We start from the raw sequence: 12,530 nt of genomic DNA, 5'->3' as shown, positions 1-12,530 counted from the left end.
CTCGCTGCTCCCAGGAGCAGCGAGGCGTTCTTGTTATTAACCCGGCCGGGCTACTTCAGCGCGGCCAGGACTTCGTTGAACTTCGCAGACGGACGCATTACAGCGGCAACCTTGTCAACATCGGGACGGTAGTAGCCCCCAACGTCCACGGGTGAACCCTGCACAGCCAGCAGCTCGCCCACGATGGCGTCTTCGTTGGACGTCAGCGCGTCAGCGATGACAGCGAAGGACTCGGCCAGCGCGGCGTCCTCGGTCTGCGTGGAAAGCTCCTTTGCCCAGTACTGGGCCAGGAAGAAGTGGCTGCCCCGGTTGTCGATTTCGCCGACCCGACGGCTCGGGGACTTGTTTTCCAGCAGGAAGGTACCGGTGGCGCGGTCCAGGGTATCGGCCAGCACCTGGGCACGGGCATTGCCTGTGCTCGTGGCAAGGTGCTCGAAGCTGACGGCCAGGGCCAGGAACTCGCCAAGGCTGTCCCACCGCAGGTGGTTTTCCTTCAGGAGCTGCTGAACGTGCTTGGGGGCAGAACCGCCGGCCCCGGTCTCGAAGAGACCACCGCCGTTGATCAGGGGAACGATGGACAGCATCTTGGCGCTGGTACCCAGTTCGAGAATCGGGAACAGGTCCGTGAGGTAGTCGCGGAGGACGTTTCCGGTGACGGAGATGGTGTCCTCGCCCTTCCGGATGCGCTCCAGAGTGAAGGCGGTGGCCTTCTCCGGAGACATGATTTCGATCTGCAGGCCTGCGGTATCGAAGTCCTTCAGGTATTCCCGGACCTTGGCGATCAGGTTCGCATCGTGGGCGCGGGTTTCGTCCAGCCAGAACACTGCGGGCGTCTGTGAGGCACGGGCCCGTGTGACGGCCAGCTTGACCCAGTCACGGATCGGCACGTCCTTGGTCTGGCAGGCACGCCAGATGTCGCCGGGGAATACCTGGTGTTCGAGTAGGACGTTGCCTTCGCCGTCCACGAGCTGCATGGTTCCGGCAGCCTGGACTTCGAAGGTCTTGTCGTGGCTGCCGTATTCCTCCGCAGCCTGGGCCATGAGGCCCACGTTGGGAACGGTGCCCATGGTTGTGGGATCGAAGGCGCCGTGTGCACGGCAGTCGTCCAGGACCACCTGGTAGATGCCTGCGTAGGAGCTGTCCGGCAGGACCGCCAGGGTGTCGGCTTCCTTGCCGTCCGGGCCCCACATGTGGCCGGAGGAGCGGATCATGGCAGGCATGGAGGCGTCCACGATGATGTCGCTGGGAACGTGGAGGCTGGTGATGCCCTTGTCGGAGTCGACCATGGCCAGAGCGGGGCCTTCTTCCAGGCCCTTCTTGATGGCCGCCTGAACGCCGTCACGGACGTCCTCGGGGAGATTTTCGAGCCCGTTCAGGATAGCCGCCAGGCCGTTGTTGGGGTTGATACCGGCGGCGGTCAGCTGCTTGCCGTATGTGTCGAACAGTTCGGAGAAGTAGGCCTTCACTACGTGGCCGAAGATGATGGGGTCGGAGACCTTCATCATGGTGGCCTTCAGGTGGGCGGAGAAGAGCACTCCCTCTTCCTTGGCCCGGGCCACCTGGGCAGCCAGGAACTCGTCAAGGGCCGCGGCACGCATAACGGTACCGTCAATGACCTCGCCGGCGAGGACGGGGAAGGCCTTCTTGAGTACCTTGACAGTGCCGTCTTCGCGGACTTGCTGGATCTGGATGGTGCCGTCCGCAGGAATAACCACGGACTTCTCGTTGGAGCGGAAATCATCCGCTTCCATGTGAGCGACGTTGGTCTTCGAGTCGGGGCTCCAGGCACCCATAGAGTGCGGGTTCTGGCGGGCGTAGTTCTTTACCGAGAGCGGGGCCCGGCGGTCTGAGTTGCCTTCGCGCAGGACCGGGTTCACCGCTGAACCCTTGATCTTGTCGTAGCGGGACCGGATGTCCGTCTCTTCGTCCGAGGTGGGGTTGTCCGGGTAATCGGGGAGCTGGTAGCCCTTGCCCTGCAGCTCCGCGATGGCGGCCTTCAGCTGTGGCAGCGACGCGCTGATGTTGGGGAGCTTGATGATGTTGGCTTCGGGGGTCTTGGCCAGCGCGCCGAGTTCGGCGAGATCATCATTGATGCGCTGCTCGTCAGCGAGGAAGTCCCCGAATGCTGCGATGATACGACCAGAGAGCGAGATGTCCCGGGTCTCCACTTCCACACCGGCAGTCGAAGCGAACGCTTCAATTACAGGCAAGAACGAATAGGTGGCCAGCATGGGCGCTTCGTCAGTGTGGGTATAGATAATCTTGGCCATTCAGGTGTCTCCCTGGTGTATGCGTATAGCTGGAGTCGTGTGTTATTTCAACAGGTCTAACTTACCCGAGGACGCGAGGTTGGCGCCCACGGCTGTGTCCAAAAGCACTTGCGTTACCTCACTTGGGCGCCTGGAGCAGGAACGCCTGGCCTAGAAAGCAATTCGCCGCAACAGGTCCCTGAGTTGGGCACGTTCGGTTGCAGTGAGATTCCCCATGGCCTGGTCTTCGGCCTGCTGCGTGGCCGCCGCTGCCTGCGCAAGCAGCCGCCGCCCCTTGGCTGTGCCTTTGATGACCTTGGAACGGCGGTCCTGAGGATCCGTTTCGCGTTTGACCAGCCCCCGCTGTTCCAGCCCATCCACCAGGGCCACGATCTGGCTGGGATCCAGTAGCAGAAATTCTGCAAGTTCGCGTTGCGACGGCGCTGCGCCGCTGCAGGCTAGCGAGAGCACGGCGTAGGACCTGATCTTGAGGTCCAGAGGAGCCAGCAGGGCGTTCGCCCTGGCACTTCCCAGGGCCCGTGCACGCGCCGTCAGGAATTCGATCTCGGCTACCAGGGGGCTTCCCAGCAGCCGCTCGAGGCCTTCGGGCGGCGGGATCTCCGTGGTGCTGGGCTGGGTCATTGCTCAATCCTATAGTTGATAGCCGCCACGATCACGCAGTTACCGGAAAAATAAAACTATTGACATCTTCAACTATTAAGGCTGACATAGATATGTCCACTGTGGTGCAGCTCACTCGGATATCAAGCCAGTCATGGAACTCAAGGAAGAGTCAAAGAAAATGAAAAGGCACCTCGCTAAACTGCTCGCCGCCAGCGCCCTCACCGCCCTGGCCCTCACGGGCTGCGGTTCGGGCTCGCTCTCAAGTCCAGCCGGCACGGCAGATACTGCCCCGAGCGCAGCGGCCGCCGGAGGCGGGGACCTCAAGAAAGTCACCGTCGGCGTCCTGTCCATCGCCCCCTCCGTAGCCCTCCAGTACGGCATCGACGAAGGCATCTTCGCTGACCATGGCCTCGCCGTCGAGCTCCAGACGGGACAGGGCGGAGCAGCCATGCTGCCGGCTGTCTCCACCGGCACCATGAACTTCTCGGTCGGAAATCCGCTCTCGGTGATGCTCGCCGTGAACAAGGGCCTGGACATGAAGATCGTTACAGGCTTCAGCAATTCCAAGGCCGATGGCGAGGACATCAACGGCGTGGTCGCGGCCAAGGCTTCCGGCATTGCCTCCTTCGCAGATCTGGAGGGCAAGACCGTCGCCGTCAACACGCTGAAGACCCAAGGCGACCTGACCATCATGGAAAGTGCGGCTAAGGCAGGTGCGGATCCCGCCAAGATCAAGTTTGTTGAAATGCCGTTCCCGGACATGCAGGCCCAGCTCGACCGCGGTTCTGTGGACGCGGCCTGGCTGCCCCAGCCGTTCCTTGGCAAGGCACTCGCGGATACCAAGAACGCACTGGTCGGCTACCCCAACCAGACGGCCCTTCCCGGACTGCCCACGATGGTCAGCTTCACCAGCGGAAACTTCGCCCAGCAGAATGCCGACACCGTGAAGTCCTTCAAGGAAGCCATGGAGGAGACCCTGGCCAAGGCTGATCAGAATCCGGACCAGGTCCGTGCGCTCCTGCCGAAGTTCATGAACATGGACGCGGCCGTCGCCCAGAAGCTGAAGATGGAAAAGTTCGACGGCGAAGTTCCCGCCGCTGTGCTGTCAGACCTCGGTTCCCTGATGGTGAAGTACAACTACGTGGACAAGGAACCCGACGTCGCCGCGATGACCGTCAAATGACGGCTCAAGTGACGGCTCAAGTGAGTCCTCAGTCAAGGCGCGCATGGCCGGTCCAGCAGTTCCTCGGCCTCGCAGGCATCCTGGGGTTCCTGCTGACGTGGGAGCTGATCCCGCGGGCAGGAATCATTGAACCGAGGTTCCTGCCGCCTGCGAGTGAGGTGATGGCCGCGCTTATCCGGGCCTTCGGACTGAGCGCCTTTTGGGTAAGCGTCGGGGAAACGATGATTGCCTGGTTCCTCGGCTTGCTGATAGCCGTTATTGCAGCCGTTGTCCTTGGTTTTCTGATCGGGTCATCCGCTTTCCTGGCGAAGGCGACGAGCTCCAGCGTCGAGTTCCTGCGCCCCATCCCGTCGGTGGCGCTGATCCCGCTGGCAGTGCTGATGTTCGGCGTGAAAATCGAGTCGTCGCTCATGCTGATCGTCTATGCGTCCTTCTGGCAGGTCTTCATCCAGGTCCTCTACGGAGTGGCGGACATAGACATGGTGGCCAACAACACGGCCAAGTCCTATGGGCTCGGGCGAATAGCGAGGATCCGCTACGTGGTGTTTCCCACCGCACTGCCGTACCTGATGACGGGCGTCCGCCTGGCTGCCTCCGTCGCGCTGATCTTGGCGATCACGGCGGAGCTCGTCATCGGATCCCCGGGACTGGGCCGGGAAATCGCCTTGGCCCAGTCCGGCGGTGCAATTTCCGGCATGTACGCCCTGGTGCTGGCAACAGGGCTGATCGGCGTCCTTATCAACATGTTGATGCGGTTCATCGAAAAGAAGACGTTGTCCTGGCATTCATCGGTCCGTTCGGAGGTGGTCGTATGACTTGGCTGAAGTCACTGGCTTATCTGGTGGGGCTGCCGCTCCTGCTGATGCTCATCTGGTGGGCCGCTACCCTGGGCCGGCCAAACTTTTTCTTCCCCGCACCCGGAATCCTCATGGACACGTTCGGTGAGGTCTGGTTCGGAGAACGCATCCTCTCCGATGTCCTCCCCAGCCTGGGACGGCTCCTCACCGGAGTTGCAGCAGCGATCGGGATCGGGATAGCCGCAGGACTGCTGATCGGATCGATCAAGTGGCTCCGTGCATTGCTGGAACCAACTCTCGAATTCTTCCGGGCCGTCCCTCCGCCGGTGCTGGTTCCAGTGCTGATGCTGCTGATGGGAATCACGGACTCGATGAAGGTGGTGGTGATCATCTCCGGCTGCATCTGGCCCGTGCTCCTGAACACCATTGAAGGAGTCCGGGCTGTTGACGGGGTGCTATCGGATTCTGCACGGACGTACGGTGTCGCCGGCTGGGCGAGGGTGAGGTACCTAGTGCTTCCGTCGGCCAGTCCCCAGATCATGGCAGGCATCCGCCAGTGCCTGTCCATCGGGCTGATCCTGATGGTCATCTCGGAAATGTTCGCCTCGTCCTCGGGGCTGGGCTTCACGATTGTCCAGTTCCAGCGTTCCTTCGCCATCCCTGAAATGTGGTCCGGCATCATCGTCCTGGGCCTGATCGGTGTGGCCATGTCATTCATCTTCCAGTGGACTGAAAGGCGTGTTCTGCGCTGGTACCACGGTCAGAAAGAGGTAGAAAATGCTGGTTAACGAGAAACCTGCTGTGATGGAACAGCCGATGCTGTCCGTCCGGGGTCTGAAGAAGGTCTACAAGACCGACGGCGGCGACGTCGAGGCCGTCCGGAACCTCACCTTCGACCTCCGGCCAGGCGAGCTCGCCTGCCTGGTGGGCCCCTCCGGTTCCGGTAAAACCACACTCCTCAAATGCATTTCCGGACTCATGACCCCCACCGAAGGCGAAGTCCTCCTGGACGGCACCCGAGTGGTTGGCCCGCCGAAGAAAATGGCGGTGGTGTTCCAGGAATACGGCCGCTCGCTCTTCCCCTGGATGCGCGTCCGCCAGAACGTCGAGTTGCCGCTGAAAAACCAGGGCGTCCCCAAAGCCGAACGTGACCGCCTTGTTGACGAAGCCCTCGAAGCAGTCGGTTTGGCCCACGTCCCCCACTCCTACCCCTGGCAGCTCTCCGGCGGGATGCAGCAACGCGTAGCGATCGCCCGCGCCGTCGCCTACCAACCCGAAGTGCTCCTCATGGACGAACCTTTCGCCGCCGTCGACGCGCAAACCCGGGCAGACCTCGAAGACCTCATCCGCACCGTCTGGAAGAAACTCCGCGTGACCGTCCTCTTTGTCACGCACGACATTGACGAATCCGTCTACCTCGGCGAGCGCGTCATCATCCTCTCCAGCTCCCCCACCGTCATCCAGGAAGACATCATCATCGACCTCCCTGAAGACCGCGACCAGCTCAACACCCGTGCTCTGCCCCGCTTCACCGAACTCCGCCATCACGTCTACGAACAAATCCAACTCGCCAAGAAGGGCCATCGCCCCGCTGCCGCCGTCGTCTCCTGACGAAGCCAAACCTCCCGAAACGAAGACCCTGCAACGACGCAGGAATGGAAGGAACTACATGTTTGCATTGAAGTCCTTGGGCATTGCGACCACCCTGGCCATCGCTGCCGCTCCGGCCGGGGCAGCTGCGGCACAGCTCCCTGCCGCGACGGTAAACGAAGAAACCGTCACAGGAGGGACACTGGCCAGCGGAGCCCAATGGGCTGCGGAGATACCTGCCGACTGGAACGGCGCACTGGTGCTGTACAGCCATGGCTTCCGTCCGGGTCCAGCCAATCCTGCCTGGGACGCCGGGTTTGAACCAACGGCCGATGCTCTCAAGGACCGGGGATACGCTGTTGCGTCATCGTCCTATGCCACCGCGGGCTGGGCCCTGGAAACCGCCGTCGATGATCAACTGGGAACCCTGGAGGCTTTCTCGAGGGAGGTGGGGACACCGAGGCGAACGATGGCTTTCGGAACCTCAATGGGCGGCCTGGTCAGCAGCCTCATTGCAGAGGTTCCGGATTCCGGCGTCGACGGCGTGGTGAGCACTTGCGGGCTTCTCGGCGGCGGGGTGAACCTGAACAACTATCAGCTCGACGGATTGCATGCCCTGGCCCAACTGCTGCTTCCCGGCCAAGGGGTCCAGCTGACCGGTTTCCGCAGCGGCGCGGAGTCGGCGGTCACCATCGACAAGCTCACCGCCGCCGTTCAACAGGCGCAGCAGACGCCGGAGGGACGGGCGCGGATTGCCCTCGGCGCCGCATTTATGAACACTCCCACCTGGTTCAGCGGCACTGACGCCCCGGGAAGCAAGGACTACCAGGCCCAGCAGGCTGCCCAGTACAACTGGCTGCTGGGCACCATTCCGTTCGTCGTCGGAGCGCGGTCTTTCATTGTCAATGCGGCCGACGGGGACAGCGGTTGGAACGCAGGAGTGGATTACGCCGGGCTGCTGCAGCACTCGGCGATGAAGGCACAGGTCAGTTCCCTCTACCGCGAAGCTGCGCTGGATCTTTCGGCGGATCTTTCCCTCCTGACCCAAACCGCCGACATTGAACCTGACCGTGAGTCGCTGGAATGGATGCAACGCACGTCCTCCCCTCACGGCGATCTGCAGGTTCCGGTGCTCACCATGCACACCCTGGCCGACATCCTGGCTCCTGTTGAGTACATGGAGGAGTACGCGGAGACGGTTCGCGATGCCCAGGCCACCCCGCTGCTCCGGCAGACCTATGTGCAGCGGACCGGACACTGTTCCTTCACTGTCGCGGAGACGGTGGCAGCCGTGGAAACAATGAATGAACGGCTCGACGTCGGGCACTGGGGCAATCTCGCGGAGGCCGCCGTCATTGATCAACGCGGCGAATCCCTGGGCCTCGGCGTCGCGGACTTCATTCAGTACCGGCCCAACGACTTCATCAACGACCGCAGGTAGTTCTGGTGCCGCAGATACTATGCGGCCGGATCCCACAAGTCCCGTATTTTTCATTTACAAAAGTGTCATATCTGGATAGGTTCATCCTCACCACATGGGAGCGGCCCTCAATTGGGGGCCGCTCTTCCCAACGGATTAGGAACATCATGAAAACATCCAGGTCTCTCGCCACGAGTCTGCTCAGCCTTTCGGCTGCAGCGCTCCTCGTCATGTCGGCCGGAGGCGTGGCTGCGGCCGCGCCAGCCACGCCGGACGAAGGCGGTTCGCGCGGCGTAACAAGCAAGGCCGTGAATGCAACAGGCGCCGCTGACTACTGGACGGCTGAGCGGATGCGTAATGCCATCCCTGGCGACGTTCTGGCGAACAAGGCCCTGGCCCGAGGCAACAAGTCCAGTGCGGACAGCGTGGAGAGGGGCTCAAGCACCAAAATCTCCGGTCAGGGAGCGCCGAGCCAGTCCAGCCTGCACACCGATGAAGCCCCGGTGTCCCACATCGGGAAGGTCTTCTTCACCCTTCCTACCGGGAACTACGTCTGCTCAGGCAACTCCGTGGCCTCCGCAAACGAAAGCACTGTGTCCACTGCCGGCCACTGCCTCAACGAAGGCCCCGGCGCCTTCGCCACCAACTTCGTCTTCGTTCCCGCCTATCTGAACGGGGCGGCTCCCTACGGCAAGTTCGCCGCCACGTCGCTGCACACGCCCACCCAGTGGAGTTCTGCAGGCGACATGCAATACGACACAGGGTTCGCCGTCGTCGCCCCTGTTAATGGCAAGACCCTGGCGGATACCGTTGGCGCGTCGGGTGTCCAGTTCAACGCCGCCCGCGGCCTGAGCTACAAGTCCTACGGCTACCCCGCCGCCAGGCCCTTCGATGGCACCTCCCTGGTGAGCTGCGCCGGAACCGCCAGCAATGACCCCTTCAACCCGCAGTTCAACTCCCAGGGCATCTCATGCGACATGACCGGCGGATCCTCAGGCGGCCCCTGGTTCATCGGCACAGGATCCGGCGGCGTCCAAAACTCCATCAACAGCTACGGCTACGGCAAGAAGTACCCCATCATGTACGGCCCGTACTGGGGATCAGTCATCCAGCAGGCGTACTCGGATGCCTCATCAGCCCGATGAGTCCAACGACTCACGCCATCCCCAGGTGACTTCGCATCAAGTAGAGGAATCACCTGAGGAGATCGTGGAGTACTGGACTCCGGAACGGATGGCTAAAGCCAGCCCGGCAGAGCGGACTCTTGAGGTGCCCGGTCCTGCAGAGGGTCCCGCTGAGGATCAGCTTCCGGAAAAGGACCTGTCGGAATCCGACTGAACACAAATAACTAAAGACACGACGACGGCGACTGTCCCCGCGATGGGGCAGACGCCGTCGTCGTGCTGTTCCCGGATGGTGCCCGGGGGCTGTCTTAGTGGAAGAAGTGGCGGGCGCCGGTGAAGTACATGGTGATGCCGGCGGCGTTGGCTGCGGCGATGACTTCCTCGTCCCGGACAGAACCGCCGGGCTGGACCACTGCACGGACGCCGGCGTCGATCAGGATCTGGAGGCCGTCAGCAAAGGGGAAGAACGCGTCCGAGGCAGCCACGGCGCCGCGGGCACGTTCCGGTGCTCCCGTTGCGTCGGCGTTTGACGCGCCGCCAGCCCCGTCAACGTCGGACTCCACGGAAACACCCAGCGTGTTTGCCCGCTCGACGGCGAGGCGGCAGGAATCCAGCCGGTTGACCTGGCCCATGCCGATGCCGACCGCGGCACCGTCGGCGGCGATCAGGATGGCGTTGGACTTGGCTGCGCGGCAGGCCGTCCAGGCGAACGCGAGGTCTGCCAGGGTCTTCTCGTTGGCGGCTTCACCGGCAGCAAGGGTCCAGTTGGCGGGGTTGTCGCCGTCGGCATCCACCTTGTCGGTGACCTGGACGAGGACGCCGCCGGAGACCTGGCGGATTTCGCTCGGGTAGCGTCCGTAGCCGTCAGGGAGCGCGAGCAGGCGGATGTTCTTCTTCTTGGAGAGGATTTCCACGGCTTCGGGTTCGAAGCCCGGGGCGATCACAACTTCGGTGAAGATACCTGCGACGGTCTTGGCCATGCCTGCGGTCACGGGGCGGTTGGCGGCGATCACGCCACCGAACGCGGACACGGGATCGCAGGCGTGGGCCTTGGCGTGGGCGTCGGCAAGCGGGTCAGTCGAATCAGCGGAACCCACGGCGACGCCGCACGGGTTGGCGTGCTTGATGATGGCGACGGCAGGCTCGGCGAAATCGTAGGCGGCGCGGAGGGCGGCATCGGCGTCGACGAAGTTGTTGTAGCTCATGGCCTTGCCGTGCAGCTGGTCAGCCTGGGCGATGCCGGCGGGAGCTGCTTTGTCCACGTAGAGCGCGGCCTGCTGGTGCGGGTTTTCGCCGTAACGCAGCACCTCTGAGCGCTCCAAGGAAAGGCCGGCGTAGGCAGGCCAGTCGATGACGCCGTCGCCGTCTTCATCCAGGAACTGGCTGGCGGTCCAGGTGGCAACCGCGTTGTCGTAAGACGCGGTGTGCGCGAAGGCCTTGGCGGCCAGCCGGCGTCGGGTCTTCAGGTCGAAACCGCCGTCGGCTGCAGCGGCCACCACCTCGGCGTAGAACTTGGGGTCAACCACAATGGCGACGGCGGCGTGGTTCTTCGCGGCCGAGCGCACCATCGCGGGGCCGCCGATGTCGATCTGCTCCACGACGTCGTCCGGTGCCGCGCCGGACTTGACGGTCTCCACGAAGGGGTAGAGGTTCACGACGACGAGGTCGAAGGTTTCAATCTCCATGCCCTTGAGGGTTTCCATGTGGGCCGGGACCCGTCGGTCGGCCAGGATGCCGCCGTGCACGCGGGGGTGCAGGGTCTTGACGCGGCCGTCCAGCATTTCGGGGGAACCGGTGACTTCTTCAACTTCCTGCACCGGGATGCCTGCGGCGGCGATCTTCTTGGCGGTGGAGCCCGTGGATACGAGGGTGACGCCTGCTGCGTGCAGGCCCTGTGCGAGCTCCTCCAGACCGGTTTTGTCGTAGACCGAGATAAGGGCTCGGCGGATGGGAACACGGTCAAGCTGCGTGAAGCTCACAAAAGTCTCCGTCGTATGTGGGTGGGATGAAGCCAGTTTATCGTGTTGCGGGCGCTGCGCTGCGTGCCCGCCGGAGTGTGAACAAACGCACTTCCGGCCACTCAGCGCGATGGCTCATGGCAGCCTGCACCGCAACGTAAAGTTCTCCTTGGAGGAGGCCGAGAGATGAATACTTACACCACTGTGCCCAGCGGCGAACAGGTGGTCCAGGAACTGCCGTGGCGTTGGAAAGTGCAGGGACGGATCTTCCTGATTGGCGGCCTGGGCTTTATGTTCGACGCCTGGGATGTGACCCTCAACGGAATCCTCATCCCGCTCCTCTCCACCCACTGGGCACTCGCTCCCGGTGAAGCCGCGTGGATCGGTACCGCAAACCTCATCGGCATGGCCTTGGGCGCTTTCGCCTGGGGCACCATCGCGGACACGATCGGCCGCAAGAAGGCGTTCACCGCCACCCTCCTTATCTTCTCCCTCTTCACCGTCCTGGGCGCCTTCTCCCCTGACTTCGTGTGGTTCTGCGTCTTCCGGTTTATGGCCGGCTTTGGCCTGGGCGGCTGCATCCCGGTGGACTACGCCCTGGTGGGTGAGTTCACACCACGGAAGCAGCGCGGCAAGGTCCTCACCGCCATGGACGGCTGGTGGCCTATCGGTGCCGCGCTGTGCGGCTTTGTTTCGGCCGGCCTGATCGCCGTCTTCGCCGACTGGCGCCTCACCATGCTTGTGATGGTCCTGCCGGCGCTCCTCGTGTTCTGGGTCCGCCGCAGCGTCCCCGAGTCCCCGCTGTTCCTGATCCGCAAGGGCAGACGTGAGGAAGCCGCAAAGGTCATCGACGATCTCGTGCTGGCAACCGGTGCTGAACAGCGCGCCTACAGCCTTCCGGATGCCCAGGCAGCTCCACGGCTTTCCGCCGGCAGCGCCTGGCAGCAGTTGCGCCTCGTCTGGCAGTTCAACTGGAAAATCACGACGGCGGCCTGGGCTTTGTTCTTCAGCATCCTCCTTGTGTACTACCTGTCGCTGACGTGGATGCCCCGGATCCTGATCGGTGCCGGTTTCGAGGAGTACAAGGCGTTCCTGACGACGGCGGGAATGGCCGCCGTCGGACTCCTTGGTGTGGTGGTGGCGGCTGTGCTCGTTGAGCAGGTGGGCCGCAAATGGATCCTGGCCATCACCGGGCCGCTGTCAGCACTGATCCTGGTGATTGTGGCCTTTGTGGTGGACATTCCGTCGGCGGCGGTGTTCTGGCTGCTGGCTTTCGGGTTTGTGGTGCAGGTGGCCATCCCCGTCCTGTACGCCTACGTGTCCGAGCTCTACCCCACGGAGCTGCGCGGGAGCGGCTTCGGCTGGGCATCCACGTTCTCTCGCGTGGGTGCAGGCCTTGGTCCGTTGATCTTCGCGAGCTACTTCTGGCCGGAGCTGGGGCTGGCTTCATCGTTCGCCCTGGCCGGCGGACTCGTGGTGCTGGCCGTGCTGTGGATGGTGTTCTTCTCCCCCGAGACGAAGCAGCGCCGGCTCGAGTAGGCCCCTGCGCCTCCCTCCCCCCCCTCGCTCCCCTCCCCCCTCCCTC

Annotated in this window: 11 protein-coding genes; 8 read left to right on the top strand and 3 right to left on the bottom strand. The window is 63.1% G+C overall.

Annotation, left to right across the window (positions count from 1 at the left end; translation table 11 throughout):
- Window positions 1-50: 50 nt before the first annotated feature.
- Together MU551_RS00055 and MU551_RS00050 are read right to left on the bottom strand one after the other, a co-directional pair.
- Window positions 51-2,270, bottom strand: coding sequence for an NADP-dependent isocitrate dehydrogenase (locus MU551_RS00055; protein ID WP_247040103.1), 2,220 nt, complete (start codon window positions 2,268-2,270; stop codon window positions 51-53).
- 150 nt (window positions 2,271-2,420) lie between these two features.
- A complete protein-coding gene (locus MU551_RS00050; RefSeq protein ID WP_247040102.1) occupies window positions 2,421-2,891 on the bottom strand; it encodes a MarR family winged helix-turn-helix transcriptional regulator in 471 nt (156 codons plus the stop codon).
- Window positions 2,892-3,051: 160 nt separating this feature from the next.
- On the opposite strand from MU551_RS00050, the gene MU551_RS00045 reads away from it, so the two are divergent.
- The 7 genes from MU551_RS00045 to MU551_RS00015 all read left to right on the top strand — a co-directional run bounded on the left by MU551_RS00045 (window position 3,052) and on the right by MU551_RS00015 (window position 9,201).
- Window positions 3,052-4,056, top strand: coding sequence for an ABC transporter substrate-binding protein (locus MU551_RS00045; protein ID WP_247040101.1), 1,005 nt, complete (start codon window positions 3,052-3,054; stop codon window positions 4,054-4,056).
- The gene (locus MU551_RS00040; protein ID WP_372489760.1) at window positions 4,053-4,871 is read left to right on the top strand and encodes an ABC transporter permease; all 819 of its coding nucleotides are present in this window, start codon (window positions 4,053-4,055) and stop codon (window positions 4,869-4,871) included. The genes MU551_RS00045 and MU551_RS00040 overlap by 4 nt, the downstream gene beginning before the upstream one ends.
- Window positions 4,868-5,641 (top strand): ABC transporter permease, encoded by a 774-nt coding sequence (locus MU551_RS00035; RefSeq protein ID WP_247040099.1) that lies wholly within the window; start codon window positions 4,868-4,870, stop codon window positions 5,639-5,641. The genes MU551_RS00040 and MU551_RS00035 overlap by 4 nt, the downstream gene beginning before the upstream one ends.
- Window positions 5,631-6,464, top strand: a complete 834-nt coding sequence (locus tag MU551_RS00030; RefSeq protein WP_247040098.1) for an ABC transporter ATP-binding protein — start codon at window positions 5,631-5,633, stop codon at window positions 6,462-6,464. The genes MU551_RS00035 and MU551_RS00030 overlap by 11 nt, the downstream gene beginning before the upstream one ends.
- Before the next feature lie 58 nt (window positions 6,465-6,522).
- The gene (locus MU551_RS00025) at window positions 6,523-7,884 is read left to right on the top strand and encodes an alpha/beta fold hydrolase (RefSeq protein ID WP_247040097.1); all 1,362 of its coding nucleotides are present in this window, start codon (window positions 6,523-6,525) and stop codon (window positions 7,882-7,884) included.
- Between the two features lie 146 nt (window positions 7,885-8,030).
- Window positions 8,031-9,008: a trypsin-like serine peptidase gene (locus MU551_RS00020; RefSeq protein WP_247040096.1), complete on the top strand. Its 978-nt coding sequence runs from the start codon at window positions 8,031-8,033 to the stop codon at window positions 9,006-9,008.
- Window positions 8,989-9,201 (top strand): hypothetical protein, encoded by a 213-nt coding sequence (locus MU551_RS00015; RefSeq protein ID WP_247040095.1) that lies wholly within the window; start codon window positions 8,989-8,991, stop codon window positions 9,199-9,201. Before MU551_RS00020 ends, MU551_RS00015 begins: the two co-directional genes overlap by 20 nt.
- Before the next feature lie 94 nt (window positions 9,202-9,295).
- Here the strand turns inward: MU551_RS00015 and purH are convergent, their stop codons facing one another.
- Entirely contained in the window at window positions 9,296-10,966 is a 1,671-nt protein-coding gene (gene purH / locus MU551_RS00010) for a bifunctional phosphoribosylaminoimidazolecarboxamide formyltransferase/IMP cyclohydrolase (protein WP_247040094.1), read from the bottom strand.
- Window positions 10,967-11,131: 165 nt separating this feature from the next.
- On the opposite strand from purH, the gene MU551_RS00005 reads away from it, so the two are divergent.
- Window positions 11,132-12,484: an MFS transporter gene (locus MU551_RS00005; RefSeq protein ID WP_247040093.1), complete on the top strand. Its 1,353-nt coding sequence runs from the start codon at window positions 11,132-11,134 to the stop codon at window positions 12,482-12,484.
- The last annotated feature ends 46 nt before the right edge of the window (window positions 12,485-12,530 follow it).

Origin of the sequence: Arthrobacter rhizosphaerae (genome assembly GCF_023062595.1) — a bacterium.
GTDB classification, from domain to species: domain Bacteria; phylum Actinomycetota; class Actinomycetes; order Actinomycetales; family Micrococcaceae; genus Arthrobacter; species Arthrobacter rhizosphaerae.
This window is presented reverse-complemented; position numbering and strand designations above follow the sequence as displayed.